This is a genomic window from Streptomyces sp. NPDC058464, from assembly GCF_042721035.1.
GTDB lineage: Bacteria > Actinomycetota > Actinomycetes > Streptomycetales > Streptomycetaceae > Streptomyces.
In genome coordinates, this window is the sequence record NZ_JBHXMA010000007.1 from 110,026 (window position 1) to 133,934 (window position 23,909).

The following is a 23,909-nucleotide window of genomic DNA, read 5'->3' on the forward strand; positions in this document are numbered from 1 at the left end:
CCCGGACATCACCCTCTCCCTCGCATCCAACCACGTACGACGGGAGGGCCGCTCATTACCCATGGGTTACCCAGCCGCGCGCAAGGTCAGACAGTCTCTGGAGAGCACGCGGGCCAGCGACTCCACGATCTCGGGAGCGTAGTCCCCGGCAGTGGCCAGGCGTAACTCCTCCAGTGCCGTCAACGGCCCGCCGGGCCCGGAATCCCGGGCCTTCTCCTCGTACGCGTTGACGGCCCGCACGATCCGCGCGGCGACCGGCTGCTCCCGGTACGGGTCGGCCTGCCGCTCCACGACCACGGCGACCGTCGCGTCCACCCCGGTCTGCCGTACGACGGCTCCGCCGAGCAGGGCGATCCGCCGCTGCTCGGCCGCCGGCAGCCCGGCGGTGGCCCCGGCGGGCACCGGGTCGACGAGGCTGAGCTGGCCGATGTCGTGCATCAGCGCCGCGTACTCCAGCACCGTGAGCTCCGCTTGGGACAGCCCCAGGTCCCGCCCGACGGCCTGGCTCAGCGTGGCCACCCGGCGGGCGTGCCCGGCCGGGGTGTACCCCGCTATCTCGGTGGCGCGGGCGAGCGAGGCGATGGTCTGCCGGTAGGTGGCCCGGACGGCCGCGTACCGGCGCAGGGACAGCTGGGTGAGGAGCAGGGGAAGACAGAAGACGGGCAGCGCCCACAGCCCCACGACGGCGACGGCCAGCGCCATCACCGCGCCGGTGGCGCAGACGGCGGACCCGATGCCGAGCAGCCCGCGCAGCTCGTCCCGCAGCAGCGGCCCGAACGGCCACCCCGTGCGGGAGTGGGCCTGCCCGGCGGCGAGCACGGCGTCGCAGAGCGCGGTGAGCACGAGCAGCGCGACCAGCAGCAGCGCGTACGCCGGTCCGCCCCACTGCTCCAACACGCCCCTGCTGTAGAGGGGTTGGAAGCAGACGGCGGCGAAGCCGACGGTGAGGACGCGGCGGGTGAGGTGGTCGAGGGTGGGCCGTCGCCCGCCGGCTATGTGCGGGACGTTCCCCAGCAGCGAGGCCGTGCAGACGACGGTGACGACCTGGAAGGCCCCGTCGTGCGTGGCCACCCCGGCATCGGCGCCGAGCAGGGCGTAGGCGAGTCCACCGGCGGCCCCGAGCGGGGCGGCCTCCCGCACCTCGGCGCCGGTCCACCGGGCCCACTCCCCGACGCCGACGAGCACGCCGAAGGCGAGGGCGATGCCGCGGTCGTCGAGGCCCTCCCAGAGGGTGCCGGCGAGACAGCCGAGCGCGAGGAGCAGGGCGGCGAGACGGATGCACCCGCGCGCGCCGGGACGGCCGAGGCCGAGTCCCGGGGCCGGACCGGCGGAGCCACCGCCGACGGAGCCACTGCCGACAGTGCCGCTGCCGACGGTGTCGCTGCCGGCGGGACCGCGGCCTGCCTGTGCGGAGCCGCCGCCGGCCCGTCCTGGGGCGTACGCCTGCTCACCGGGCGTCACAGGGCACCTCGCCCGACGCTTTCGCGGTCACCGCCCGGCGAACCGGAGACGGCCTGGTCGGACGAGCCGGACGGGCCCGATGAGACGGACGGGCCGGAGTGGTCGTTCTGATCGGCCTGGTCGGTCTGGTCGGTCTGGTCGGTCTGGTCGGTCTTGTCGTCGGCCTGGTCGGTCCGATGGACGTCGGCGGTGACCGCGGGGTGCCAGCCGTGTCTGGCCAGTGCTCGCGTCAGGGCGTCGACGACCCCCGCGTCGAAGTGCCGCCCGGCGCACCGCCGTAACTCCGCCACCGCGGCGGCCACCGGCCGGGCCCGGCTGTAGGAGCGGGTCGACGTCATCGCGTCGAAGGCGTCGGCGACGGCGACCACGCGGGCGGATTCCGGGATCTGGGTGCCCGCCAGTCCGTAGGGATAGCCGCTGCCGTCGATGCGCTCGTGGTGGTGCAGGATCGCCGCGCGGGCCTCGCCGAGGAAGGAGATCCCGCGCACCATCTCGTGGCCGTACTCGGGGTGCAGTTCGATGACCCGCCGTTCCTCCGGGGTGAGCGGCCCGCTCTTGCGGAGCAGCCGGGTGGGCACGCCCAGCTTTCCCACGTCGTGGAGGATGCCGGCGAAGCGGAGCACCTCCACCCGGTCGTCGTCCATGCCCAGCTCGCGGGCGATCATCACGGAGGCCTGTCCGACCCGCTCGCTGTGCCCGCGGGTGTACCCGTCCTTGATGTCGACGGCCTGGACGAGCGCGCGGATGGTGGCCTGGTGGGCGGCGCGCTCCCGGTGGTACTGGGCGAACACCCACCAGGACACGCACATCGGCAGCAGGACGAGCAGCGCGGCGACGGGACCGTAGGGGCTGCGCCAGAGCACCGCCATCATCAGCCCGGCCAGCCCGTGCACCCCGACCGGGGCGAGCGAGCGGGAGAGCAGGCCGCGCCAGGCCCGGCGTACCGGCACTCGCTCGGCGACCGCGAGGATCCCGCCGTCGAGGAGGGCGAGGACCGCGCAGAAGGCCAGCACGGCCGCGCCGCAGGGCAGCAGCGCGTAGGGGAAGTCGGAGTCCACCACCGCGTCCCGCCCGCCCAGCGCCCAGTGCACGCACCCCGCGCCCCACACCGCGAGCGCCAGTTCGGCGGCCCGCCAGGTCCGGCGCAGTGCCTGCGGCCGTTGCTCGGCGCGCGAGAACAGCGCACCCGGCAGCGGTACGAGCGCCGCGGCCGGGGGCGGCAGCAGGAAGGCGCCGGCGAGCAGCACCGGGTAGAAGGTGCCGCCCAGACGGCGCCGTACGACGTGCTCGCAGGCCGCGTACAGCGCGGCGAGGAGCGCGACGGCCCACCAGGGCGTGCGCACGCCCGGCAGCTGCAGTACGCAGAGCAGGGCGGCGAGGGCGACACAGGTCACGTACGCCCGTACGCGTGCCGGAACCGCCTCCATCTCGCCCCTCCCCCGACCATGCCCGTCCAGGCTCCGGAGCCTAGGGCGGAAGCCGGAGGGTCCGGGGGCTTATGACCGGAGGATTAGCACGTTCGGGTGACGGGACGGCGGGGCGGGAACGGCCCGGCGCCGTCGCGGTCAGCTCTCCGGCGCGACCGGAGCGGCCTGTGCGGTCGGAGCGACCGGAGCGGCCTGGGCAGCCGTGACGTCGTGTTCCGGGACGGTCTGTCCGGAGCGGATCAGGTCCAGCCGCCCGAGCACCTTGGCCCGCAGGTCGCTGGGCACGTCGTCATGCCCGCAGCACCGCTTGACCAGCTTCTTCACGGCCTGCTCCAGCCCGTACTTCTCCAGGCAGGGGGAGCACTCGTCGAAGTGCTGCTTGAACTTGACGCGATCGACGTCCGGCATCTCACTGTCGAGGAACTCGTACAGATGATCGAGTACCTCACTGCAGTCCGTCTCGTGCGGCTCTCCGCAGCTCATGAGCCCGAGCCTTTCGCTTCGTTCGACTCCCCGGCGCCGGCCGGGACGAGCCCGCGCTCACGCGCGTAGTCCTCCAGCATGCCGCGCAGTTGACGGCGGCCCCGGTGCAGCCGGGACATCACCGTACCGATGGGTGTCCCCATGATGTCCGCGATCTCCTTGTACGCAAAGCCCTCTACGTCGGCGAGATAGACGGCGATGCGGAATTCCTCGGGGATCGCCTGCAGCGCTTCCTTCACGTCCGAGTCGGGCAGGTGGTCGAGCGCCTGCGACTCCGCGGAGCGCAGACCGGTCGACATGTGCGACTCGGCGCGGGCGAGCTGCCAGTCCTCGATCTCCTCGGCCGCGGAGCGCTGGGGTTCGCGCTGCTTCTTGCGGTACGAGTTGATGAAGGTGTTCGTGAGAATGCGGTACAGCCACGCCTTGAGGTTGGTGCCCTCGCGGAACTGGTGGAAGGACGCGTACGCCTTGGCGTAGGTCTCCTGCACCAGGTCCTCGGCGTCGGCGGGGTTGCGGGTCATGCGCAGCGCGGCCGAGTACATCTGGTCGAGGAATTCGAGCGCGTCCCGCTCGAAGCGCGCGGTGCGCTCCGACGTCGACTCCGCGCTGACGCCCTGGCCCTCGGGCAGCTCCGCCTGGCCGTTGTCGGTCCCTGCGTCGGTACCGGTGACCGGACCCACCTCCTCAAGATCCCGGGCAGGACCGAAACCGATCCCACTCGTCTCGGAGGATAGAACACGACCCGTACCTGCCGCCGCTCGAATAGGAGCGGTCTTGGCCGCGTGCAGCACCGTCCAGTCCAGGTCAGCGCTGCTGGTACGGCTCGGGCAGATGGTCGAACCCATGCGGCGGACTTCCTCTCCTTCGGCGTCGGCGCTGGTGTCCCAGCACTTCTGTCCGCCTCAACAGTGGTCCGCCGCGCAACATTCCCGGGCGTCACCCGAGCGACGCGGTCCATGCGACGACCGCGTCCGTGATGATGGTCACTGCCCTTTCCTGCCCGATCTCCGACCGTTTGGGCACGGCGAACCCGTGATCGGCGCCCGGCACCTCGACGAGTTCGTACCCGCCGTCCGGGAACTCGGCCGGCTTCCCGAACGGGTCGTTCCCGCCCTGTACGACCAGCGTGGGCACCCCGGCCCCCAGCAGCTCCTCGGCCCGCGACTTCTCCGGCTTCCCCGGCGGGTGCAGCGGGAAGCTCAGGGCGAGGACGGCGGCGGCGCCCAGCTCCGTCGCCGTACGGCAGGCGACCCGGGCCCCCGCGCTGCGCCCGCCCGCCACCACCGGCGGCCCCGGCGCCGCCAGCGCGGGCCACAGCCCCCGCCAGCCCACGTCGAGCGTCTTCGGCGCGGGCGCGACCTTCTTCCCGGCGACCCGCCAGGGCTGCTCGACGAGCGCGACGGTCACGCCGTGCTCCGGCAGGACCGCCGCGAGCGCCTGCAGGTCCCGCGCCTCGATGCCCCCGCCCGCCCCGTGGCCGACGGCGAGCACCAGCCGCGCCTTCTCCGCCTCGTGCCAGGTGATGCGGGCGTCCCCCGCCTCCGTACCGACGATCTTCGCTGTGGTCACGGGAGAAGGCTAGAAGAGCGTGCCCTCCTCCGGCCCCTCCAGCTCCTTCAGCAGCTCCGGGCTGTTGTTGCGGACGTTGCTGACCGCCGTGGAGACCGGGTAGGCCCGCATCAGGCCCTCCGGCGGCGGGGCGAGCAGCGAGCGCAGCTCCTCGACGTCCGTCCGGGCCGGGTCGAGCCAGGCGTCCCAGCGGTCGGGCGTCAGCATCAGCGGCATCCGGGGGTGAATGTCGTGCAGCGACCGCGGCCCTTCGGCGGGCGCCACGCCCAGCGGCCCGGTCTCGGCCTCCGTGGTGATCACCGAGCAGGTCGCCCACCAGGCCAGCGGGTGCTCGTCGGGCAGCGTACGGTCGCGCCAGAACTCGTACAGCCCGGCCATCGCGAACACCGAGCCGTCGGCCGGGAGCACGAAGTACGGCTGCTTGCGCGGCCGCTTCTTCTTCCCCTCGACCTCCAGGTCCCGCTCCTCCTCCGCCGTGACCCACTCGTAGTAGCCGTCGGCGGGCAGGATGCAGCGGCGGGTGGCGAAGGCGCGGCGGTACGACGGCTTCTCGTGCACGGTCTCGGCCCGCGCGTTGATCATCCGGGCGCCGCCCTCGGGCGACTTGGCCCAGGAGGGCACCAGCCCCCACTTGAGCCTGCGCAGCTGGCGAACCGGACGGCGGTCGTCGGCGTCTCTCAACGGACGGTCGAGAACGGCGTAGACCTCCTTGGTCGGAGCCACGTTGTAGTCGGGCTCCAGGGTCTCCTCGGGTTCCCACTTCTCTATTTCAAAGACTCCTGCGAGATCCTCGGGCCTACGACTGGATGCATACCGTCCGCACATACGTGCAACACTGCCAGACTCCGCCTGACCAGAGGGAGCAACCGCCGCACCATGGACAGCTTCGCCGCCCTCGCGCTGCCCGACCTCTGGGACCGTCTGACGGGTACCCAGTCCGACCCCGATCTGTGGGTGGTGCTCGCGACCCTGGCCGCCGCGCTCGCGGTGGTCGTCCCGCACAACCTGTGGCGGATATCCCGCAACGCCATCACGATCGCCCACGAGGGCGGGCACGGCCTGACCGCCCTGCTCACCGGCCGCCAGCTCACCGGCATCCGGCTGCACTCCGACACCAGCGGCCTCACGCTCAGCCGGGGCAAGCCGCACGGCATCGGCATGATCCTCACGGCGGCGGCCGGCTACACGGCTCCCCCGCTGCTGGGCCTCGGCGGCGCGGCCCTCCTCGGCGCCGGCCGCATCACCCTGCTGCTCTGGCTCGCCACCGCCCTGCTCGTCGTGATGCTGGTGATGATCCGCAACGCGTACGGCGTCCTGACGGTGTTCCTGACGGGCGGCACCTTCCTGTTGGTGTCCTGGCTGGCGGGTCCCCAGGTACAGGCGGCGTTCGCCTACGCCGTGGTGTGGTTCCTCCTCCTCGGCGGAGTCCGCCCGGCCTTCGAACTCCAGGCGAAGCGCTCCCGCGGCGGCGCCGGCGACTCGGACGCCGACCAGCTGTCGAGGCTGACCCATCTCCCGGCGGGCGTATGGCTGTTCCTGTTCCACACGGTGTCCCTGTGCTCACTGATCGGCGGCGGCCGCTGGCTGCTCGGGATGTAGCCAGCACATAGCGGCCGACGTCACCACAGCCACCCCCGAAGGGGCGCGGGGCTCTACCCGATATGCAGCTCCGCCGCGCAGGCGCGATCAGCCCCCACGGCGCCGCACCCGCCCACCGGCCCAACCGCGAAGCGGCGCCGCACCCGCCCACCGCCCGGCCGCCCGCCCACCGGCTCATACCGCCCCCTGCCACTAAAGTGACCCCATGGCCGCAAACCCCACCGCACCAACCGCCCTCTGGCCCGCCCCCCACGCGCGCGGAGCCGTCGACGCGACGGTTCACGTGCCGGGGTCCAAGTCGGTCACCAACCGCGCCCTCGTCCTCGCCGCCCTCGCCTCCGAACCCGGCTGGCTGCGCCGCCCCCTCCGCTCCCGCGACACCCTGCTGATGGCCGGCGCCCTGCGCGCGATGGGCGTCGGCATCGACGAGGGCGTGGGCCCCGACGGCTCCGGCGAGGCCTGGCGGGTGCTCCCCGCAGGGTTCCGCGGCCCCGCCACCGTCGACGTCGGCAACGCCGGCACGGTCATGCGCTTCCTCCCGCCCGTCGCCACCCTCGCCGCAGGCGACATCCGCTTCGACGGCGACCCCCGCTCCTACGAGCGCCCCCTGCACGGCGTGATCGACGCCCTGCGCGTCCTCGGCGCCCGGATCGACGACGGCGGCCGGGGCGCGCTCCCGCTGACCGTGCACGGCAGCGGCGCGCTGGACGGCGGCCCGGTGTCCATCGACGCCTCGTCCTCCTCCCAGTTCGTGTCGGCCCTCCTGCTCTCCGGCCCACGCTTCAACCAGGGCGTCGAGGTCCGGCACACCGGCCGGAGCCTCCCCTCCCTCCCGCACATCCGGATGACCGTCGACATGCTGCGCGCGGTCGGCGCCCAGGTGGACACCCCCGAGTCGGGCGGCGAGCCGAACGTCTGGCGGGTCACCCCGGGCGCCCTGCTCGGCCGGGACCTGACCGTCGAGCCGGACCTCTCCAACGCCCAGCCGTTCCTCGCCGCGGCCCTGGTCACGGGCGGCAGGGTGCTGATCCCGGACTGGCCGTCCCGGACGACGCAGCCGGGCGACCGGTTGCGCGAGATCTTCACCGAGATGGGTGGTTCCTGCGAACTGACCGAGTACGGCCTGGAGTTCACCGGCTCGGGCCGGATCCACGGCATCGACGTCGACCTGGGTGACGTCGGCGAGCTGACCCCCGGCATCGCGGCGGTCGCCGCCCTCGCGGACACCCCCTCCACGCTGCGCGGGGTCTCCCATCTCCGGCTGCACGAGACGGACCGGCTGGCCGCGCTCACCAAGGAGATCAACGAGCTCGGCGGCGACGTCACCGAGACCGCCGACGGGCTGCGCATCCGCCCGCGCACGCTGCACGGCGGCGTCTTCCACACCTACGAGGACCACCGCATGGCGACGGCCGGTGCGATCATCGGCCTGGCCGTGGCCGACGTGCAGATCGAGAACGTGGCGACGACGGCGAAGACCCTGCCGGACTTCCCCGACCTGTGGACCGGGATGCTCGGGAGCGACGGGGCCTAGGGGCGTACGACGATGCGCCGCTACGGCAAGCACACCGACGAGGACGACATCCGCGCCCGCCCCAACCGCAAGGGCAACCGGCCGCGGACGCACATCCGCCCGAAGCACGAGGACGCGGCCGAGGGGATGGTCCTCACCGTCGACCGGGGCCGGCTGACCTGTCTGGTCGAGGACCGGACGATCCTGGCGATGAAGGCCCGTGAGCTGGGCCGCAAGGCGGCGGTGGTCGGCGACCGGGTGGCCCTGGTGGGCGATCTGTCCGGCCAGAAGGACACCCTCGCCCGCATCGTGCGCATCGAGGAACGCACGTCCCTGCTCCGCCGCACCGCGGACGACGACGACCCGTTCGAGCGGGTGGTCGTCGCCAACGCCGACCAGCTGGCGATCGTCACGGCCCTGGCCGACCCGGAACCCCGCCCGCGACTCATCGACCGCTGCCTGGTCGCGGCCTACGACGGCGGCCTCACCCCGCTGCTGGTCCTGACCAAGTCGGACCTGGCCCCGCCGGACAAGCTCCTGGAGCTGTACGGCGACCTGGAGATCCCGTACGTGGTCACGAGCCGCGAGGAACTGGCGACGGGAGACGCGGCCCACCGGGTCCGGGAGCATCTCGACGGCAGGATCACGGCGTTCGTCGGTCATTCGGGCGTCGGCAAGACCACGCTGGTGAACGCCCTGGTCCCGGAGGAACGCCGCCGTACGACCGGACACGTGAACGCGGTGACGGGCCGGGGCCGGCACACCACGACCTCCGCTCTCGCCCTCCCGCTCTCCGACGACGAGGGCTGGGTCGTCGACACCCCGGGTGTCCGCTCCTTCGGCCTGGCCCACATCGACCCGTCCCGGGTGATCCTCGCGTTCCCCGACCTGGTGCCCGGCACCGAGAACTGCCCACGCGCGTGCAGCCACGACGAGCCGGACTGCGCACTGGACGCGTGGGTCGCCGAGGGACATGCGGACCCGGCCCGGCTGTACTCGCTGCGCCGGCTGCTGGCGACGCGGGAGCGCAAGGAAGGCGACTGACCACGGGGGTGTTTGTCCTGACCCGAGTTCGGTAAGTGCATAATCGCACCGAGCTGGACATACGGGAGGACAGCACATGGCGTGGCTGCTGGTGATCGTGGCCGGGATCCTGGAGACCGGCTTCGCCGTGTGCCTCAAGCTCTCCCACGGCTTCACCCGACTATGGCCGACGATAGCCTTCGCCTCCTTCGCGCTGGGCAGCTTCGGTCTGCTGACCCTCTCCCTGAAGAAGCTGGACGTGGGGCCGGCGTACGCGGTCTGGACCGGCATCGGCGCGGCGGGCACCGCGATCTACGGCATGATCTTCCTGGGCGACCTGGTCTCGACCCTGAAGATCGTCTCGATCAGCCTGGTGATCGTGGGAGTGATCGGCCTGCAGCTCTCGGGCTCGTCCCACTGAGAGGCGGCGGACCGGGCGCACGCGGACTCCTACGGCCCGGCGCACGCGGACTCCTACGGCCCGGCCTCACACGACCGAGCGCACCCGGGGAAAGTGGCAGGCGGCCCGTCCCCCTCGAACACCGGCACGTCGACGGCGCACCTCTTCCGCTCCTCCGCCGCCGGCTCCGCGTACGGCGATGTTCCGCACCACCGACAGGTCGTGCGAGACGAAGGGATACGCCAGCCCAGCTCGTCCTGCAGCCGGCGCAGCAGATCGAGGACCCCCGTCCACGTCAGATGCAGGCGGTCCGCTCCGACCTGGCGAACTTCGGCGCGATCGGACTGGCCGGCGAGGACTGCACGAAGGTGGGCCGGCTCAAACAGCCCGGTCGTGCACGGGCTGCCGGTGGAGGGCGCCGCGGACCAGGTCCGCCACCGCGCCGTCCACCGGGGGCGCGGCGACGCAGGACAGGGCGAGCCGGACGGCCAGCTCGCAGGAGCGGGCCAGCTCGCCGTCCGTCCTGGCCGCGCCGGTCCCGGAGAGCACGGCCACCGCCCGGTCCCGCACGATCTGCACGAAGTCTCCGGGCGAGGGCAGCGGCCCGTCCGCCCGGCGCTGCGCGGGCACCGCGGAGGAGGACGGCACCGCGGAGAGCGTCGGCGTGGGCAGCCGCTCGCTCCAGCAGCCGGTGAGCATGGCCCGTACGAGCGCGTTCTCGCGGGCCGTGGCGGCCATCCACTCGGCGGTCGCGGTCAGCCGCTCGCGCGCCTCGGCATGGCTCCCCAACGCCCGTTCGACCCCCGCGAGATAGCCGTCGGCCTCCCTGCGCACCAGCGCCCTCGCCAGGCCTTCCTTGCTGCCGAACTCGTTGTACAGCGTCTGCCGGGACACCCCGGCCGCCGCCGCCACGTCGACCATCCGAACGGCAGCCCACGGCCGGCGCGCGAGCGCCGCGTACGCGGCGTCCAGAAGGGATTCCCGGGCTGCAGGCATCATCGCCTCCCTGGGGCGAGCGGCTCTGCGCCCAGATTTGACGCGCACGATTCCGCTGTCAAGGGTTCGCGAAGGCACCGGGGGGCGCCCTTCGGCCAACACGCGCGGGCCTGCCACGCGCCCGCCACGGTCGTGCCCGAGGCATTCCGAGGTCACCGCCCGATCACTTACCGGCATCGGCCGGCCTCCCCCGGTAGCCCCGCGCCCACCACGGCAGATAGCGTTCGTCGCATGCCGGACTACCTTGACGACCTGCGCCTCGCCCACGTGCTCGCGGACGCGGCCGACGCCGCGACCATGGACCGCTTCAAGGCCCTCGACCTCAAGGTCGAGACCAAGCCGGACATGACCCCGGTGAGCGAGGCGGACAAGGCCGCCGAGGAGCTGATCCGGGGCCAGCTGCAGCGCGCCCGCCCGCGGGACGCGGTCCTCGGCGAGGAGTACGGCATCGAGGGCACCGGCCCGCGCCGCTGGGTGATCGACCCGATCGACGGCACCAAGAACTACGTGCGCGGTGTCCCGGTCTGGGCGACCCTGATCTCCCTGACGGAGGCGGCCGAGGGCGGCTACCAGCCGGTCGTGGGCCTGGTCTCCGCGCCCGCGCTGGGTCGCCGCTGGTGGGCCGCGAAGGGGCACGGCGCCTTCACCGGCCGCAGCCTGTCCTCGGCGAGCCGCCTGCACGTCTCCAAGGTCTCGAAGCTGTCCGACGCGTCCTTCGCGTACTCCTCGCTGGGCGGCTGGGAGGAGCGGGGCCAGCTGAACGGGTTCCTGGACCTCACCCGCGACGTGTGGCGCACGCGCGCGTACGGCGACTTCTGGCCGTACATGATGGTCGCCGAGGGCTCCGTGGACATCTGCGCCGAGCCGGAGCTGTCCCTGTGGGACATGGCGGCCAACGCGATCGTGGTGACGGAGGCCGGCGGCACCTTCACCGGCCTCGACGGCCGTCCGGGCCCGCACAGCGGCAACGCGGCCGCGTCCAACGGACTGCTCCACGACGAGCTGCTGTCGTACCTCTCCCAGCGTTACTGAAACGGTCTCCTGAGGCGCGACGGGCCTGAACGGGGTCACCGAGCACGGCACATATGAGCGCGTGCGCCCTCAATTGGATGCGCACACCCCCTTGTTGACCCTCGCTTTACCTGCCACCCTGAGAGAACCCTCACTTGTGCATTTGTGAATCGCCGCACTATCCCGGCGGTTCCCTAGGAGGTGGCACCTTTCATGCTCGTCCGTGACGCCATGAGCACGGTGGTCCTCACCGTCGGCCCCGCCCACACCCTCCGCCAGGCAGCCGCCCTGATGTCCGCGCGCCGCGTGGGCGCGGCGATCGTCCACGACCCGGACGCCGGCGGCATCGGCATCCTCACCGAACGCGACATCCTCAACTCCGTGGGCCTCGGCCAGAACCCCGACACGGAACCCATCCATGCCCACACCACCAACGACGTCGTGTTCGCCACGCCGACCTGGACGCTGGAAGAGGCGGCCCGGGCGATGGCCCACGGCGGCTTCCGTCATCTGATCGTCCTGGACGGCGGCGAACCGGCCGGCATCGTCTCGGTCCGCGACATCATCCGCTGCTGGGCCCCGGCCCGCGCACCGCAGCCCGTGTAGGGCCCCTGGGGCATGCCGAACGGGCCGGATCCCGACCTCCCGGGGATCCGGCCCGCCCGCCCTCGACAAGCGGTCCAGTGCTGGTCCGGTGCTGGTTCCGCACCGGACCAGTACCGGAATGTCAGCCGCGCAGGGCCTGGACCGCGGCCTCCAGCCGCTTGCCGAAGTCTTCGTCGGCCTGACGGAAGTTGCCGATCGCGCGCTCGGCGATGTCGTCGCGCGACACCTTCGCGAGGAAGCCGGCCAGGTTCTCGATCAGCCGCTCCTGCTCGTCCGCGGACATCAGGCGGTAGAGGTTGCCCGCCTGCACGAAGTCGTCGTCCTCGGCGTGCACGGGTGCGGGGTGGTTGCCGGTGCCGCCGGCGAGACCGTCGTACGGCTGCCACAGCGGACGGCCGGTCTGCGCCGGGCCGCCGAAGCTGTTCGGCTCGTAGTTCTTCGCGCCGCCGTGCCGGCCGTCGTACAGGAAGCCGTCGCGGGAGTAGGTGCGCGCCTCGGCGGCGTGCGGGCGGTTGACCGGCAGGTGGTCGGCGTTGATGCCGACGCGGTAGCGGTGTGCGTCGCCGTAGGCGAAGAGGCGGCCCTGGAGCATCTTGTCGGGGGACGGCCCGATGCCGGGCACGAAGTGCGCGGGGCTGAAGATGCTCTGCTCGACCTCGGCGAAGACGTTCTGCGGGTTGCGGTTCAGCTCCAGCCTGCCGATCTCGACCGGCGGGTAGTCCGCGTGCGGCCACACCTTGGTGAGGTCGAACGGGTTGAAGCGGTAGGCCGCCGCGTCCGCCGCCGGCATGATCTGCACCTGCACGGTCCAGGTCGGGAACTCCCCGCGCTCGATGGCCTCGCGCAGGTCGCGCTGGTGCGAGTCCGGGTCCGCACCCGCGAGGCGGTTCGCCTCCGCCTGCGTGAGGTTCCTGATCCCCTGGTCGGTCTTGAAGTGGTACTTGACCCAGAAGACCTCGCCGGCCGCGTTGTTCCACTGGTAGGTGTGCGAGCCGTAGCCGTTCATGTGGCGGTACGACGCCGGGATGCCGCGGTCGCCGAACAGCCAGGTCACCTGGTGCGTGGCCTCGGGGCTGAGCCCCCAGAAGTCCCAGACGTTGTCCGCCTCCTGGCTGCCCGTGTACGGGTCGCGCTTCTGGGTGTGGATGAAGTCGGGGAACTTGATGGCGTCCTTGATGAAGAACACCGGGGTGTTGTTGCCGACGAGGTCGTAGTTGCCCTCCTCGGTGTAGAACTTCAGCGCCCAGCCGCGCGGGTCGCGCACGGCGTCGGCGGACCCGAGGCTGCCGGCCACGGTCGAGAAGCGCAGGAAGGTCTCGGTCTGCCTGCCGACCTCGGAGAGGAAGGCGGCGCGCGTGTACGGGGTGACGTCGGCGGTCACCGTGAAGGTGCCGTAGGCGCCCGCACCGCGCGCGTGCACCACCCGCTCCGGGATGCGCTCACGGTTGAAGTGGGCGAGCTTCTCCAGCAGGAGCTGGTCCTGGACCAGGACCGGACCGCCGGTGCCCGCGGTCTCGCTGTTCTGGTTGTCGGCCACCGGCGCCCCCGCCTCCGTGGTCAACGGCCCCTGCGTCACACCTGTCTCCTGCGCCATTTCACACCATTCCTGTCACTTTGCTGACCCCGAACTCGATCCTACATTGGACTTAGTCCAAGTCAAGCAGAGCTCCAAAGTCACACCTGTTCGGAAAAAGGGGCCCCTGCTGTTAGGCTGAATGCCATGAGTGACCTTCTGGAACGGCTGCGTGGACGCGGATGGCGGATGACCGCGCAGCGACGCGTCGTGGCCGAGGTACTCGACGGCGAGCACGTCCACATGACGGCCGACGAGGTGCACGCCAGGGCCGTCGTGAAGCTGCCCGAGATCTCCCGGGCGACCGTCTACAACACGCTGGGCGAGCTGGTCTCCCTCGGTGAGGTCATCGAGGTCTCGACGGACAAGCGCGCCAAGCGGTACGACCCGAACGCGCACCGGCCGCACCATCACCTGGTCTGCGCCCGCTGCGGCTCGATCCGCGACGTCCACCCGACGGGCAACCCGATGGCCGACCTCCCCACCTCGGAGCGCTTCGGCTTCACGGTCTCCGACGTCGAGGTCACGTACCGCGGCCTGTGCCCGGACTGCGCGACAGCCGTCTGACGAACGTTCCCGAAGGCCCCGGCGCTCGCGATGAGCGCCGGGGCCTTCGTCGTGCTTCGCGTCGCGCCTCGTGCGGGGGCGTAAAACACCGAGGGCCGGAGTCCGTTTCCGGACTCCGGCCCTCGGCCTTCAGTAGCGGGGACAGGATTTGAACCTGCGACCTCTGGGTTATGAGCCCAGCGAGCTACCGAGCTGCTCCACCCCGCGTCGATGAACTGAACATTACGTGAGGGATGCGGACGGAAGCAAATCAATACCGATGACCCCACCTGACCTGCGAAAACACATCGGCCTACGCCGACAGCTCCTCCCGCAGCGCGTCCCGGAGCCGACCCGCCCGCTCGGTCACCTCCGCGGGGCCCAGCGCCACCGCCCGGTCGGCCCACAGCTGCCCCTCGGCCAGCTCGCCACGACGCGCGTAGACCAGGGCGAGCCGCAACGCCGCCCGCCCGTGCCCCGCGTCGGCGGCCCGCTCCCACCACACGGCCGCCTCCGGCTCACTGCCCTCCCGGGCCAGCAGCAGCCCGAGGTTGAACGCGCCGTTGCGGGACCCGGCCTCGGCCGCGGCCCGGTACCAGCGCGCGGCCTCCACCACGTCCCCGCGGGCCGCGGCCAGCATGCCGACCCGCACCTGGGCCCGCCGGTGCCCCTGCGTGGCGGCCCGCTCGTACCACTCCTCGCACTCGGTCTTCACGTTCAGGGACGACTCCCCGAGCTCGTGCTCGGAGACCGCCGGCCGGCGCGCGTCGAGGACGGCGGCGAGCCGGTAGGCGGCCTCGGCGCTGCCCCCGCCCGCCGCGCACCGCAGATGGCGCTCGGCGGTCGCCTCGTCGCCCTCGCGCAGCCGGGCGATGCCGACCTGCAGCGCCGCCTCCGTGTGCCCGGCAGCGGCGGCCTGCTCGTAGCAGCGCAGCGCGACCCGGTCCTCGCCCCGCCCCGCGTACAGGATCCCCAGGTTGAACGCGGCGTCCACGCTCCCCGCCTCCGCGGCCTTGGAGAACCACGGCTCGGCGCCGCTCGTGTCACCGACCTGGAGCAGCAGGATGGCGAGCGCGTTCGCGGCCTCACGGTGCCCCGCGTACGCGGCCCGCCGGTACCACTGCTCGGCCTGCGCGGTCCGCCCCTGCTCGGCGCAGAGCAGCGCGAGGTTGTACGCCCCGTTGTCGTCGCCTGCGTCCATCGCGGCCCGGTACCAGCGCTCGGCGGTCTGTGTCTCGCCACGCTCGGCGTGCAGCGCGCCGAGCGCGTTCGCCGCGTTGCCGTCGCCGTCCTGAGCGGCCCGCAGCCACCACACGGCGGCGCTCTCGGTGTCCCCGGCGTCGCGCAGCAGGAAGCCGAGCGCACAGGCGGCCCGGGCCTCGCCGTCCTTGGCGGAGGTCAGGTACCAGCGGCCGGCCTCCTTGAGCTCGCCGCGCCGCTCCAGGATCGCGCCGAGGTGCAGCGCGGCCCTGCGGTGCCCGCGTGCGGCGGCCTGCCGGTACCACTGCTCGGCCTCCTCGGCGTCCGGAGCCCCGGCCGGGGTCTCCGTGTCGACACCGTTGTCGGACCCGGTTTCGCCCTCGCTCACGGCCGCCCTGCGGTCGAGCGCGCGCGCCAGCCGGTAGGCCGCCTCCCGGTGTCCCCGCTCGGCGGCGGCCCGCATCCACTGCCCGGCGTCCGCGTCCCCCCGGTGCTCCAGCAGGTCGGCCAGCGCGTAGGCGCCGAGCGCGTGGCCCTGCTCGGCGGACTGGCGCAGCCAGTACTCGGCGGCGGGTTCGTCGCCGCGTTCACGGTGGTGGCGGCCCAGCGCGTGGGCGGCGGCCGCGGATCCGGCGACGGCGGCGATCCGCCACCAGCCGGCCGCCTCCTCCGGGTAGCCGCGCTGGTGCAGCAGGACACCCAGGTTGTTCGCCGCGGCCCGGTCACCGGCGGCGGTGGCCGCGCGCAGCTGCGGTTCGGCTCCGTCGAGGTCGCCACGGCGCAGCAGCATGGCGCCGAGCACGCTCATCGACTCGACGTCACCTGCCTCGGCCTGGAGCCGGCGGCGCGCCTCCTCGGCGGCCTCGGCGGCCTCGTCGCGGGTCGGCTCCTCGCCCGAAGGCTGCACAAATCGCCCTGTCTCGAACAGAGTTGCCTTGTCCCCCATAACGTTCATCGTCGCACCACCTGCAACCTGGGTACACCACGTATACCGCAGACCGTGAGGTCACTTCAGCGTTTTGTCGACATGCCCACAGAACGACAAGTCAAACACATCTCCGCCAACTCCCCACAGCGGCGCGGCGACCCCGGCCATCGGTACATGCGTTCGCCGCCCGTCCGGACACCGGGAGCCGTCCGGAGGGGCGGCGCCGGGCCCGCTCCCGAACACACGAAGGCCCGGATCCAAAAGGATCCGGGCCTTCGATTCCAGTAGCGGGGACAGGATTTGAACCTGCGACCTCTGGGTTATGAGCCCAGCGAGCTACCGAGCTGCTCCACCCCGCGCCGTTGTGTCTCAACCGTACCACGGCGCGGAGCCGGTTCGATCACCCGCTCTGGATCACCCGTCCTTGATCATCCGCTGGGACTGGATCTCCCGCTCGGACTGGGACTGCTGCTCACGGTGGTGGTCGGACTGGCGCTGGCACCGGGGCTGGGGCTGGCACTGCTGCTCGGCGTCGCGCCCCCGCCGGTCTTGTCGGCCTTGGACTGTGCCTCCTCGGCCCGCTGCAGCGCGTCCTGCAGCTCGTCCTGCGCCTTGCCGTACGCCGTCCAGTCGCCCTTCTTCAGGGCCTCCTGGCCCGCGTCGAAGGCCTTCTGGGCATCGTTCAGAGCCTCTTGGACCGTGGGGTTGCCGGACGTCGGCGGTGTGGTCGTCCCGGTGTCCGAGGAGCCCGTGTCCGAACTATCCGTTCCGAACACCTTGTTGAGCGCCTCGTCGAGGGTGTTCTCGAAGGCGGTTCTGCCCTCGTAGGTCACCAGGACCTTGCGCAGCAGCGGGTACTTGACGCCCGCACCGCGTACGTAGACGGGCTCCGCGTACAGCAGGCCCCCGTCCAGCGGCACGGTCAGCAGATTGCCGTACTCCACCTCGGAGTCGCCGCCCTTGAGGAGCTTGATGGCGGCGGCGATGTCCTGTTCGGAGTTGAACTTGCTCTGGACCTGTTTGGGTCCGTCGACGGTCGTACTGGTCGGCAGTTTCAGGATTCTGATCTTGCCGTAGTCCTTGGAACCGGCCTCGGAGTCGACCGACATGAACGCGCTGAGGTTGTCCCGGCCGTTGGGCGTGAACGTCGTCGACAGCGAGAACGCCTGCGCGCTCTGGTCGGGCATCTTCATGCTCAGGTAGTACGGCGGCACCGCGTCGCCCGAGTTGTTGGTCGGGTCGTCCGGCACCTGCCACACCTCGCTGCCGGTCAGGAACGTCTGGGCGTCCGTCACGTGGTAGCGGGTGAGCAGCTCGCGCTGCACCTTGAACAGGTCCTGCGGGTACCGGAGATGGTCCATCAGGTCCTGCGAGATGGCGCTCTTCGGCTGCACCGTGCCGGGGAAGGCCTTCATCCAGGTCTTCAGCACCGGGTCCTCGGTGTCCCACTGGTAGAGCTTGACCTCGCCGGTGTACGCGTCGACGGTCGCCTTCACCGAGTTGCGGATGTAGTTGACCTGGTTCTGCTGGGCGACCACCGCGCGCGAGTTGTTGGTCGCGGTCAGCGAGTCGGCCGTCGTGTCACCGAGGGTCGTACGGGACGCGTACGGGTAGCCGTTCGACGTCGTGTAGGCGTCGACGATCCACTGGATACGGCCCTTCACCACGGCCGGGTAGGCGTCGCCGTCGATGGTCAGCCAGGGGGCGACCGCCTCCACGCGCTCCTTGGGCGTGCGGTTGTACAGGATCCGCGAACCCTTGCCGATCGCGCCGGAGTACAGGATCTGCGGCTCGTTGAACGCCACCGCGTACGCGGCCCGGTTGATCGGGCTGGAGAGGCTGACCCCGCTCTTGCCCTCGTAGCTGGTGGTCTTCTCGCCGTTGTCGTCGGAGTAGTCGATCTCCTTCTGGGGACCGCCGACGATCGAGTACGTGGTCGTCTTCTCGCCGTAGTAGACACGCTGCTGGTACGTGCCCAGGGAGCCCGTGGACGGCAGGTCGGACTCGGTGAAGACCGGCTGGCCCTGGTCGTCGGCCTCGGTGCCCTTGGCGGCGACCACGCCGTAGCCGTGGGTGTAGCGGAAGTGGTCGTTGATCCAGTTGTTCTTCGGGATGCCGGCCAGGTTCAGCTCGCGCAGCCCGATGACGGTGTCCTGGATCTTGCCGTCCTTGGTGTAGCGGTCCACGTCCAGGTTGGTCGGGAACGCGTAGTAGTTCCGCATCTGCTGGAGCTGCTGGAACGTGGGCGACACGATGTTCGGGTCCATGATCCGGATGCTCGCCGTGGTGTCGACGTCGTCCCGGAGCTTGGTCTTGTCCGTGGTGTTGCTCTTGCCCGTGTACTCGGTGACCTGGGTGTCGTCGATGCCGTACGCCTCGCGGGTCGCCTTGAGGTTCTTCTGGACGTACGGGGCTTCCTTGGCCTGCTCGTTGGGCTGGACCTGGAACTTCTGGACGATCGCCGGGTAGAGGCCGCCGATGAGGATCGCGGACAGGACCATCAGGCCGAAGCCGATGACGGGCAGCTGCCAGGTGCGCCGCCACAGGGTGGCGAAGAACAGCAGTGCGCAGATGACGGCGATGCAGAACAGGATCGTCTTGGCCGGCAGGTACGCGTTCGCGTCGACGTATCTGAGGCCGGTCCAGTTGTCGGTGGCCTTGAAGTCGCTGGACTTCACCGCCAGTCCGTAGCGGTCGAGCCAGTAGGCGACCGCCTTGAGGGCGACGAAGATGCCGAGCAGCACCGAGAGGTGGCCGGTCGCGGCGCCGGTGGCGCGCGCGCCGGGGCTGGTGACGCGCAGCCCGCCGTACAGGTAGTGGGTGAGCGCGGCGGCGATCAGGGAGAGGATCGCGGTGGCGAAGCCGAAGCCCAGCAGGAAGCGGTACCAGGGCAGGTCGAAGGCGTAGAAGGAGACGTCGAGGTGGAACTGCGGGTCCTTCTGGTGGAAGGGCACGCCGTTGACCCACATCAGCCAGGTGCGCCACTGGCCGGCCGCGGAGGCGCCGGCGATCAGCCCGACCAGCGCGGTGACCGCGAGCAGCAGCCACTTCTTGTACGGCGCGATGCCCATCCGGTAGCGGTCGAGGCTCTGCTGCTCCATGGACATGGCGCTCAGCGGGGGCCGCAGCCGGTGCGCCAGCCAGATGTTGAAGCCCACGGCGGCCGCCATCAGCAGACCGAAGACCGAGAACAGCCCGATCTTGGTCCACAGGGTGGTGGTGAACACCGAGGAGTAGTGCACCGACCGGTACCAGAGCCAGTCCGTCCAGAAGCCCGCGAACATGGTGAACGCCATGCCGAGCACGGCAAGCACGCCCAGTGTCAGGAGCAGGGTCCGGACCCGCCGGGACGGGCGTCCGGTCGCTCTGATCCGTGGCCCCGTCGGGCCTCCGCCGCGGTCCGGCATCTGGAAAGCCAAGGTGCGCACCTCGAAGTCGCTGTTGATCCGCTGTTGATCTCTTGATCCGCTTTTGTTCCGTCAGGCCACCGTGCCCGGGGACCTCTCGTGGCCCCCTGTGATCGCGGGGCCACACCTATGCAACTTACTCACGGCTTACTCGGTTCCCGATTCCGGCCATGAACGAGGCAGGATTGTGACCATGTCCAACACTCCCATGGCAGCGAACCCGCTCACCCGGGCCGTGCTCGAGATCGACGAGTACGCCTCCGGCCTCGGCTGGGACCAGCCCGCTCGCCTCTTCGCCCTCGTCGACACCGCGCGGCTGCGCACCCAGGAACCGGCTCTCGCCGCCCAGCTCGGTCTGGAGGACGAGTCCGCGACCACCGGTCTCACCCCGATCGAGCAGGACGAAGTGCCAACGGACAAGGCGCTGGACGAGTTCCTCGGCACCATCGCCTGGCCGGACGCGGTGGTCGGCTGCGCGCTCACGGTGGAGCGGCTGATGCTGCCGCCGTCCGCCGAGTCCCAGGTCCCGGAGGGGATGAGCGAGGCGAAGCTGGCCAAGTGGGTGGCGAGCCACCCCGAGCGCCAGGAGGTCCGGATGACGGTCGCCGTACTGCGCGACGGCAGCCGCGACTCGGCGGTGCGCCTGCGCGAGAAGGACTCGCCGACGGAGGTCCTCACCGGCCCCGAGCTGGTCCCGGGCCTGGCGGACGCGCTGAAGGCGACGTTCGAGGACTGAGATCGCCGTCGCACGGCACCGGGGCGCCCCTCGTCAGGAAGGGCGCCCCCGGTGGCGTATGCGCCGTCTCAGCCCTTGGTGGTGCACTTCGGCAGGGCCGCGGTGTCTCCGCTGCGGATGTCCTTGAGGGCGCCGAGGGCGTCGTCGATGGTCTTGACCTTGACCAGGGTGAGTCCGCTGGGGGTGTCCTTGGCGGCCTCGGCGCAGTTGTCGGCCGGGGTCAGGAAGTACTGGGCGCCCTTGCTGCGCGCGCCGATGGTCTTCATCGAGATGCCGCCGATCGGTCCGACCGTGCCGTCGTCGTCGATCGTGCCGGTACCGGCGACGAACTTGCCGCCGGTGAGGCTGCCCGGGGTGAGCTTGTCGTAGATCCCGAGCGAGAACATCAGCCCCGCGCTCGGCCCGCCGACATCGGCGAGCTTGATGTCGATGGAGAACGGGAACGTGTGATCGGTCCCGGCGGAGATCCCTACGATGGCGCGCTTCTCACCACTGTCGTCGCTGGTGGCGGTGGTGATGGTGACGTCCTGCGTCTTGGTGGCCGTCTTGTTCGCCTTCTCGGCGGCGGCCTGCTCCTTGACCGGGACGACGGTGAAGACGACCTTCTCGCCGGGCTTGTGCTTGGTCACCAGGGTCGCGACATCGGCCGGCTGCTTGACCGCCGTGCCGTCGACGGCCTTGATCACGTCACCGGCGTGCAGCCGGCCCTCGGAGGGCGAGCCCTTGAGAACCGTCGACACGATCACCCAGGACTTGACCGGGACACCCAGCTCCTTCAGGGCGGCGACCTTCGCGCTCTCCTGGGACTCGCTGAACTCCTCGGCGTTCTCCTGGGTGGACTGCTGCTCCGTCTTGCCGTCCGGGTAGAGCGTGTCGTGCGGCACGACCTTGTTGTCGTGCGAGAGCCACCCGTAGACCGCCTCGACGAGGTTCATCTTGTAGTCGGCGCTGGTGACCCTCACCGTGGTCATGTTCAGGTGCCCGGAGGTCGCGTAGGTCTTGTGACCGGAGATCTGCAGCACCGGCTCGCCGTCGTGGTCCCCGAGCGTGTTCACGGTCGGGCCGGGAGACATCTCCGAGTACGGCACGTTGATGAGCACTCCGGCGCACAGGAGCGCGATCAGCATCAGGGTGGAGGCGAGCATCGTCGCGGTGCGGCGTGGCATGCAAAGACAGTACGGGACGGGTCTGTCAGCGCACCGTCAGGGCCACCCGTCACACGCGCCTCAGCCGCCGGAGCGGGACTTCTCCATGGCCTCGCGGAAGCGCGCGTACCCGTCGAGTTCCGGCCCGTCGCTGCGCGCTCTCCTCGTCCGGTTGGCCCAGCTGCCCCACAGACCGGCACCGACTGCCGCCACAAGCGGAATCAGCAACCAGACGAGCGCCGCCATGCCGACCTCCCAACCCCATGACCGTCCGCGACTGACTGATCAGCAGATTAATCACCCGCACTGACAACGCTCACGCGAGGGGTACGGTTACGCAAGCGGAGGCCGGACAGGGTCCTTCAACAGGCCCCGACCCATTCCTCCGTCCCATCCGAGAACTTCTGGTGCTTCCAGATGGGCACCTCGTGCTTGAGGTCGTCGATCAGCTTTCGACAAGCTTCAAAGGCGTCCCCCCGATGCGGACACGACACGCCGACGACCACGGCGAGATCACCCACCCGCAGGTCCCCCACCCGGTGCACGGCGGCCAGCGCCCGCACCGGGTACTCGGCGACGACCTTCTCGGCGATCCGCCGCATCTCGCTCTCGGCACTGGGATGACACGAATACCCGAGCGCGTCCACGTCAGCGCCTCCGTCGTGGTTCCGCACGGTCCCCACGAACAGCGCGACCCCACCGGCCGCGTCGTCCCCCACGGCCGCGAAGACCTCGTCCACGGAGAGCGCACTCTCCCGGATCCCGATCAACTTCACGGGATCGGCAGCGCCCCGCTCCCCAGGATGATCATTCACAGCAGCCATACCCCCATCGTGCCGCAATCCCGGGACCACCCGGAATACCGCTATCACCAGGCACACGCGCGTACGGCTTTGGAGACTCCTACAGCGTGGCGCCCTTCCAGCAGTGTGGTGCCCTTCCAGCCCGTCCGGCGTTCGAGGGCTCCTGCACAACCCAGCCCGTCCGGCGTTTGAGGACGAGGCCGTCCAGGCCGAAGCGGGGGTCCGGGGGCGCAGCCCCCAGGGACGGGGGTCGAAGGGGGCCCGGCCCCCTGGAGGATGGGACGGGTAGGGGCGGCGGGGGCGAGAAACCCCTCAGATCCGCCGCCGTGCCTTCCGAGCCCGCCGCACCACGGCCGCCGCGCCCAGCAACGCCACCGTGGCTCCCGCCGCACCCGCGGCCGTCGCGTCCTTGCGCCCCAGCCGCCGCCCCACAACCGTATGCCGCCCAGCCACCTCCTCCAGCAACTCGGCCAGCACCTCCTCGTTCGTCCACCCCGGCCGCCACCCGGCGTCATGCAGCCGGCTCCCGCTCACCACCCACGGATACATCGTGTACGCGAGATCCCCGGCCGGCGACGGCGTCAGCCCGATCCGGTGCAGCCGGGCCGCCGCGCCCAGCGCGACCGCGGACGGCAACTCCATCCGCCGGACCCCGCTGAGCTCCTCGACCTCCTCCTGCTCCAGCCACCCGTCGCACCCGACGGCGAGCTCCCCGTCGACCTTCTCCAGAACGGCGTACTCCAGCGCACTGCACAGATCCTCGACATGACAGAACTGCCAGGCAGGCCGCGACCCCGCGACGACAAGCAGCCGAGGCGACTCGAAGTACCTGGTCAGCGCGGTGTCCGTGCCGCCGACCAGCACCGCGGGGCGCACGACGGTGACATTGAGCCCGGGATGCGCGCGGGGCGCCCGGCGCGCGAGCCGCTCGATCTCCAGCAGGTCGCCGACGCCGGTGGCCTCCGCGGTGGCGCGCAACTCCGCGTCCTCGGCCAGCGGCAGCTCGTTGTCCGGCAACGCGCCGTAGACCATCGAGGAGGTGCACAGCACCACCCGGTGCACCCCGGCCGCGGCCGCCGCGGTCAGCACGGTCTGCGTTCCGCGCACGTTGTAGGCGGTGCGCGCCGCCGGATCGGTCTCCAGGTCCAGGTCGAGCGCGAGGTGCACCACCACATCGGCCCCGCGCAGCTTGTCGGCGATGGCCGGATCCCGTACGTCGAGGATGTGCCACTGGGCGCCCGCGCACTCGCCGCGCCGCTCGTCGATGGCGATGACCTGCTTGATCTCCTCGGACGCGGCCAGCCGCTCGGTGAGCAGCGCGCCGACCCCGGTCGCGGCGCCGGTCACGGCGACGACCGGCCCGCGCACCGCGGGAGGGGTTGAGTGGTTTCGCGCTGCGCGAACCTGCGGATCTGGGGAACTCACCGGGCGTCTCCAGCGGTTGTCTTCAGTACGAGCGTGCGTGACGCGTACGTACCAGGTG

At 71.3% G+C, this 23,909-nt stretch carries 22 protein-coding genes and 2 tRNA genes; 8 read left to right on the plus strand and 16 right to left on the minus strand.

Going from position 1 to position 23,909, the window contains the following annotated elements:
- Window positions 1-66 precede the first annotated feature (66 nt).
- The 6 genes from ACFWPQ_RS12165 to ACFWPQ_RS12190 form a co-directional block, all read right to left on the minus strand.
- On the minus strand, window positions 67-1,278 hold the full coding sequence (locus tag ACFWPQ_RS12165) for an HD-GYP domain-containing protein (protein WP_384032713.1): 1,212 nt from the start codon (window positions 1,276-1,278) through the stop codon (window positions 67-69).
- Window positions 1,279-1,457: 179 nt separating this feature from the next.
- On the minus strand, window positions 1,458-2,888 hold the full coding sequence (locus ACFWPQ_RS12170) for an HD-GYP domain-containing protein (RefSeq protein WP_384032497.1): 1,431 nt from the start codon (window positions 2,886-2,888) through the stop codon (window positions 1,458-1,460).
- Between the two features lie 138 nt (window positions 2,889-3,026).
- Window positions 3,027-3,371 (minus strand): mycothiol system anti-sigma-R factor, encoded by a 345-nt coding sequence (gene rsrA, locus ACFWPQ_RS12175; RefSeq protein WP_384032498.1) that lies wholly within the window; start codon window positions 3,369-3,371, stop codon window positions 3,027-3,029.
- Entirely contained in the window at window positions 3,368-4,051 is a 684-nt protein-coding gene (gene sigR, locus ACFWPQ_RS12180; protein WP_189267612.1) for an RNA polymerase sigma factor SigR, read from the minus strand. The genes rsrA and sigR overlap by 4 nt, the downstream gene beginning before the upstream one ends.
- A 256-nt stretch (window positions 4,052-4,307) precedes the next feature.
- A complete protein-coding gene (locus ACFWPQ_RS12185; protein WP_384032500.1) occupies window positions 4,308-4,940 on the minus strand; it encodes an alpha/beta family hydrolase in 633 nt (210 codons plus the stop codon).
- Window positions 4,941-4,949: 9 nt separating this feature from the next.
- Complete coding sequence (locus tag ACFWPQ_RS12190) at window positions 4,950-5,765, minus strand: SOS response-associated peptidase (RefSeq protein ID WP_384032502.1); 816 nt, start codon at window positions 5,763-5,765, stop codon at window positions 4,950-4,952.
- Between the two features lie 51 nt (window positions 5,766-5,816).
- Here ACFWPQ_RS12190 and ACFWPQ_RS12195 point away from each other — a divergent pair, with 51 nt between their 5' ends.
- The 4 genes from ACFWPQ_RS12195 (at window position 5,817) to ACFWPQ_RS12210 (ending at window position 9,496) form a co-directional block, all read left to right on the plus strand.
- Window positions 5,817-6,539: a M50 family metallopeptidase gene (locus tag ACFWPQ_RS12195; protein ID WP_361289914.1), complete on the plus strand. Its 723-nt coding sequence runs from the start codon at window positions 5,817-5,819 to the stop codon at window positions 6,537-6,539.
- 205 nt (window positions 6,540-6,744) lie between these two features.
- Complete coding sequence (aroA, locus tag ACFWPQ_RS12200) at window positions 6,745-8,073, plus strand: 3-phosphoshikimate 1-carboxyvinyltransferase (RefSeq protein WP_384032503.1); 1,329 nt, start codon at window positions 6,745-6,747, stop codon at window positions 8,071-8,073.
- Window positions 8,074-8,085: 12 nt separating this feature from the next.
- Complete coding sequence (gene rsgA / locus ACFWPQ_RS12205) at window positions 8,086-9,096, plus strand: ribosome small subunit-dependent GTPase A (RefSeq protein ID WP_384032505.1); 1,011 nt, start codon at window positions 8,086-8,088, stop codon at window positions 9,094-9,096.
- 76 nt (window positions 9,097-9,172) lie between these two features.
- Entirely contained in the window at window positions 9,173-9,496 is a 324-nt protein-coding gene (locus tag ACFWPQ_RS12210; RefSeq protein WP_355715863.1) for a multidrug efflux SMR transporter, read from the plus strand.
- Between the two features lie 357 nt (window positions 9,497-9,853).
- Here the strand turns inward: ACFWPQ_RS12210 and ACFWPQ_RS12215 are convergent, their stop codons facing one another.
- A complete protein-coding gene (locus ACFWPQ_RS12215; protein ID WP_384032507.1) occupies window positions 9,854-10,474 on the minus strand; it encodes a TetR/AcrR family transcriptional regulator in 621 nt (206 codons plus the stop codon).
- 228 nt (window positions 10,475-10,702) lie between these two features.
- Here ACFWPQ_RS12215 and hisN point away from each other — a divergent pair, with 228 nt between their 5' ends.
- A complete protein-coding gene (hisN, locus tag ACFWPQ_RS12220; protein WP_384032509.1) occupies window positions 10,703-11,503 on the plus strand; it encodes a histidinol-phosphatase in 801 nt (266 codons plus the stop codon).
- A 192-nt stretch (window positions 11,504-11,695) separates the two neighbouring features.
- Window positions 11,696-12,088 carry a cyclic nucleotide-binding/CBS domain-containing protein gene (locus tag ACFWPQ_RS12225; RefSeq protein ID WP_089098874.1) on the plus strand — a complete coding sequence of 131 codons (393 nt, stop codon included), beginning with the start codon at window positions 11,696-11,698 and terminating at the stop codon, window positions 12,086-12,088.
- A 121-nt stretch (window positions 12,089-12,209) separates the two neighbouring features.
- On the opposite strand, the gene ACFWPQ_RS12230 is transcribed toward ACFWPQ_RS12225, so the two are convergent.
- Entirely contained in the window at window positions 12,210-13,682 is a 1,473-nt protein-coding gene (locus tag ACFWPQ_RS12230; protein WP_384032511.1) for a catalase, read from the minus strand.
- 126 nt (window positions 13,683-13,808) lie between these two features.
- Between ACFWPQ_RS12230 and ACFWPQ_RS12235 the strand changes: the two genes are divergently transcribed.
- On the plus strand, window positions 13,809-14,228 hold the full coding sequence (locus ACFWPQ_RS12235) for a Fur family transcriptional regulator (protein WP_384032513.1): 420 nt from the start codon (window positions 13,809-13,811) through the stop codon (window positions 14,226-14,228).
- A 133-nt stretch (window positions 14,229-14,361) separates the two neighbouring features.
- Here the strand turns inward: ACFWPQ_RS12235 and ACFWPQ_RS12240 are convergent.
- The 4 genes from ACFWPQ_RS12240 to ACFWPQ_RS12255 form a co-directional block, all read right to left on the minus strand.
- Window positions 14,362-14,435, minus strand: a tRNA-Met gene (locus ACFWPQ_RS12240).
- Between the two features lie 85 nt (window positions 14,436-14,520).
- On the minus strand, window positions 14,521-16,362 hold the full coding sequence (locus ACFWPQ_RS12245) for a sel1 repeat family protein (RefSeq protein ID WP_384032515.1): 1,842 nt from the start codon (window positions 16,360-16,362) through the stop codon (window positions 14,521-14,523).
- Window positions 16,363-16,620: 258 nt separating this feature from the next.
- Window positions 16,621-16,694: transfer RNA gene (locus tag ACFWPQ_RS12250), tRNA-Met, on the minus strand.
- Between the two features lie 69 nt (window positions 16,695-16,763).
- Window positions 16,764-19,742, minus strand: a complete 2,979-nt coding sequence (locus tag ACFWPQ_RS12255; protein ID WP_384032715.1) for a UPF0182 family protein — start codon at window positions 19,740-19,742, stop codon at window positions 16,764-16,766.
- A 193-nt stretch (window positions 19,743-19,935) separates the two neighbouring features.
- Between ACFWPQ_RS12255 and ACFWPQ_RS12260 the strand changes: the two genes are divergently transcribed.
- Entirely contained in the window at window positions 19,936-20,478 is a 543-nt protein-coding gene (locus tag ACFWPQ_RS12260; RefSeq protein WP_361289886.1) for a PPA1309 family protein, read from the plus strand.
- Window positions 20,479-20,546: 68 nt separating this feature from the next.
- Here ACFWPQ_RS12260 and ACFWPQ_RS12265 read toward each other — a convergent pair whose 3' ends face one another.
- From ACFWPQ_RS12265 to ACFWPQ_RS12280, 4 genes are all read right to left on the minus strand, one after another.
- A complete protein-coding gene (locus tag ACFWPQ_RS12265) occupies window positions 20,547-21,644 on the minus strand; it encodes a PDZ domain-containing protein (RefSeq protein WP_384032517.1) in 1,098 nt (365 codons plus the stop codon).
- Window positions 21,645-21,704: 60 nt separating this feature from the next.
- Complete coding sequence (locus tag ACFWPQ_RS12270; protein WP_181806927.1) at window positions 21,705-21,869, minus strand: hypothetical protein; 165 nt, start codon at window positions 21,867-21,869, stop codon at window positions 21,705-21,707.
- Between the two features lie 116 nt (window positions 21,870-21,985).
- Window positions 21,986-22,447 (minus strand): molybdenum cofactor biosynthesis protein MoaE, encoded by a 462-nt coding sequence (locus ACFWPQ_RS12275; protein WP_384032519.1) that lies wholly within the window; start codon window positions 22,445-22,447, stop codon window positions 21,986-21,988.
- A gap of 291 nt (window positions 22,448-22,738) precedes the next feature.
- Complete coding sequence (locus ACFWPQ_RS12280; protein WP_361292299.1) at window positions 22,739-23,851, minus strand: SDR family oxidoreductase; 1,113 nt, start codon at window positions 23,849-23,851, stop codon at window positions 22,739-22,741.
- Window positions 23,852-23,909: the final 58 nt, after the last annotated feature.

What these genes read in the sequence shown, in the direction of transcription:
- ACFWPQ_RS12210 (WP_355715863.1), top strand. Translation starts at nt 9,173, where the DNA reads ATGGCGTGGCTGCTGGTGATCGTGGCCGGGATCCTGGAGACCGGCTTC.
- ACFWPQ_RS12265 (WP_384032517.1), bottom strand. Translation starts at nt 21,644, where the DNA reads ATGCCACGCCGCACCGCGACGATGCTCGCCTCCACCCTGATGCTGATC.
- rsrA (WP_384032498.1), bottom strand. Translation starts at nt 3,371, where the DNA reads ATGAGCTGCGGAGAGCCGCACGAGACGGACTGCAGTGAGGTACTCGAT.
- ACFWPQ_RS12260 (WP_361289886.1), top strand. Translation starts at nt 19,936, where the DNA reads ATGTCCAACACTCCCATGGCAGCGAACCCGCTCACCCGGGCCGTGCTC.
- ACFWPQ_RS12170 (WP_384032497.1), bottom strand. Translation starts at nt 2,888, where the DNA reads ATGGAGGCGGTTCCGGCACGCGTACGGGCGTACGTGACCTGTGTCGCC.
- ACFWPQ_RS12275 (WP_384032519.1), bottom strand. Translation starts at nt 22,447, where the DNA reads ATGGCTGCTGTGAATGATCATCCTGGGGAGCGGGGCGCTGCCGATCCC.
- ACFWPQ_RS12255 (WP_384032715.1), bottom strand. Translation starts at nt 19,742, where the DNA reads ATGCCGGACCGCGGCGGAGGCCCGACGGGGCCACGGATCAGAGCGACC.
- ACFWPQ_RS12270 (WP_181806927.1), bottom strand. Translation starts at nt 21,869, where the DNA reads ATGGCGGCGCTCGTCTGGTTGCTGATTCCGCTTGTGGCGGCAGTCGGT.
- ACFWPQ_RS12215 (WP_384032507.1), bottom strand. Translation starts at nt 10,474, where the DNA reads ATGATGCCTGCAGCCCGGGAATCCCTTCTGGACGCCGCGTACGCGGCG.
- ACFWPQ_RS12245 (WP_384032515.1), bottom strand. Translation starts at nt 16,362, where the DNA reads ATGAACGTTATGGGGGACAAGGCAACTCTGTTCGAGACAGGGCGATTT.
- ACFWPQ_RS12230 (WP_384032511.1), bottom strand. Translation starts at nt 13,682, where the DNA reads ATGGCGCAGGAGACAGGTGTGACGCAGGGGCCGTTGACCACGGAGGCG.
- hisN (WP_384032509.1), top strand. Translation starts at nt 10,703, where the DNA reads ATGCCGGACTACCTTGACGACCTGCGCCTCGCCCACGTGCTCGCGGAC.
- rsgA (WP_384032505.1), top strand. Translation starts at nt 8,086, where the DNA reads ATGCGCCGCTACGGCAAGCACACCGACGAGGACGACATCCGCGCCCGC.
- ACFWPQ_RS12225 (WP_089098874.1), top strand. Translation starts at nt 11,696, where the DNA reads ATGCTCGTCCGTGACGCCATGAGCACGGTGGTCCTCACCGTCGGCCCC.
- ACFWPQ_RS12235 (WP_384032513.1), top strand. Translation starts at nt 13,809, where the DNA reads ATGAGTGACCTTCTGGAACGGCTGCGTGGACGCGGATGGCGGATGACC.
- ACFWPQ_RS12195 (WP_361289914.1), top strand. Translation starts at nt 5,817, where the DNA reads ATGGACAGCTTCGCCGCCCTCGCGCTGCCCGACCTCTGGGACCGTCTG.
- aroA (WP_384032503.1), top strand. Translation starts at nt 6,745, where the DNA reads ATGGCCGCAAACCCCACCGCACCAACCGCCCTCTGGCCCGCCCCCCAC.
- ACFWPQ_RS12190 (WP_384032502.1), bottom strand. Translation starts at nt 5,765, where the DNA reads ATGTGCGGACGGTATGCATCCAGTCGTAGGCCCGAGGATCTCGCAGGA.